This window comes from uncultured Campylobacter sp., from assembly GCF_938018145.1.
Classification (GTDB): domain Bacteria; phylum Campylobacterota; class Campylobacteria; order Campylobacterales; family Campylobacteraceae; genus Campylobacter_A.
Map to the genome: position 1 here is coordinate 1 of NZ_CALIII010000372.1, position 2,058 is coordinate 2,058.

A 2,058-nucleotide genomic window follows, 5' to 3' on the forward strand; every position below is an offset into this window, starting at 1 on the left:
TTTTTAATGTTCGGCACTAAGGATATAAAAGGAGAAGCCGCAAAGGTAGCCAAAGCAAGAGAAATCCTAAAAACGCTTGTAGAGTACGCTAAATTTTACAAAACCGGCGATAATGGCCTAAGTACAATTTTAATCAATCATAATGCTCTAGAATATTACGCAGAGTGGACATTAAAAACAGACGATTCATACATAATGCACGAATATTTAGATGTTTTTAATAACCCGATTTATTTTAAAGATTTTGCAGAAAACCTCGACAAAAACGGACTAATGTACCTATCTGAAGTTAGTCTAAATGATGTTTTTGAATCAAATTTAGGATTAGAAAAATTTGATAAATTCATTGACTCAAATTTCAAATCCAGAGTAGAAAAAGAGCAAGCTTTGGACTTTTTAACAGGTAAAATTTTTAGAGCAAGCCTAATAGTACACAAGGAGCTTTTGGGCGAAAACTTCCAAGTAGATATCGGCATGGAAGAGCTTTGTAAGCTTCATATATCAGTAGGCTTTACAAAAGAAGACAATAGATATAAAAGCATAAGGGATAGCTTTATGAAACCGCAATACGACTGGCTTTATCAAGTCTTTACCGACGTATACCCAGCAAGCGTAAATTTTGCCGATGTCGCGGCGCTTTTAAAAGATGACAAAAATGCGGTAAAATCGGCATATTTAGGTTTTATGGAAATTTTAGCCGCAAACTGCGCGAAGCTAACGACCTACGAACGTCCGAAAGTCGTTTACGAAGCAGGTAAAAGCCGTATAAAAGAGCGAGTACACGGATATTTTGAGTATTTCTCTGCTACAGACGAGCCCGTGATAAAAATCGCAGACGAGCTAAACGTGCCGGCAAATTTTTCGCAGTTTGACGCCTTTATCGCGCTTAAATTTAACGGCGAAAACTCGCTCGAAAATATCGTAAAACAAACGGTAAAATTTGCACGCGAAAGGAATCTGGAGTTTGCCGGCAAAAACGGCGAAACGATAAAAACCGTCAGCAAAAACGAATACCAAAAAGCAGCCGAAGAGTACGTAAAGGATCTCGAGCTAAAACTAAGCGACGGCGGATTTTTAGAAAATTTCTGATTTTTATTGAAGGTGGTCGGGGTAAATTTACCCCACTCTCTTATTTATCGCAAATTTAATCGTATTGTTTTAAATCCATAAACTCAAATTTAAGCAAAAAGCTTATTTATCATTATAATTAGAGTCGTAGAGATGAGCGCAAGCAAACATCTTTTTTGGACGGTGCGGTCGATTTTTTGTGCTAAAGCCACGCCAAATCTCACGCTTATAAGCGAGCCGATACCGACCAAAACGCCGACCTCGTACTGCACGAGCCCTTGCGAGGCGAGGCTAATAAAACCTGAAATCGACGAAAATATCACAAAAAATAGCCCCGTGCTGATCGCCTTTTTTATGTCGTAGTTTAAGAAATTTATCAAAACCGGCATGATGATGACCGAGCCGCCGATACCCACGCTGATAGCCACCGCGCCGACGAAAAGGCCGACGAAAAAAAGCGGTACGAGAGAGGGATTTTGCGCACCTTTTGGCTCAGGATTTTTAAAAAATAGCTTAATAACGTTAAAAATTTGAATACAGATAAGCGTTAGAAGCAAAAATTTAGACGGAACGCTCGCCACGATAAAGCCGCTAGCACTAGCCCCGCAAAAGCCGCCGATACCTAGCACCAAAGCGGGCTTTAGATCGACGTTTTTGTTTTTTATATTTAAAAGCGAGCCGTAAACCGAGCTAAAAACCATCTGAAGGACGCTCACGCCGATTGCGTATTTGACGTCAAAGCCCAAAAATACGAGTATCGGCACGGCCGCCGCACCACCTCCGATGCCCAAAAATCCAGACAAAAAGCCGACAAATAGCCCCAAACACACGTATCCGATCGACGCAACCGATAAAATTTCCATAATCTCGCCTTAAAGTAAAATCCGATTTTAGCCGTTTTTGGGTAAAATTAATTTTAAAATTTAAAAAAGGAAAATTATTGAAAAGATTGTTTTTGATGATTTTTGCGGGGTTAAATTTGGCCTTTGC

2 protein-coding genes are annotated in these 2,058 nt (G+C 39.7%); one reads left to right on the top strand and one right to left on the bottom strand.

Going from position 1 to position 2,058, the window contains the following annotated elements; all coding sequences use genetic code 11:
* The coding region (locus Q0338_RS08535) for a methyltransferase regulatory domain-containing protein (protein WP_298086379.1) at window positions 1-1,089 on the top strand (1,089 nt) is incomplete at its 5' end.
* An 89-nt stretch (window positions 1,090-1,178) separates the two neighbouring features.
* Here the strand turns inward: Q0338_RS08535 and Q0338_RS08540 are convergent.
* A complete protein-coding gene (locus Q0338_RS08540; protein WP_298086380.1) occupies window positions 1,179-1,931 on the bottom strand; it encodes a sulfite exporter TauE/SafE family protein in 753 nt (250 codons plus the stop codon).
* Window positions 1,932-2,058 lie beyond the last annotated feature (127 nt).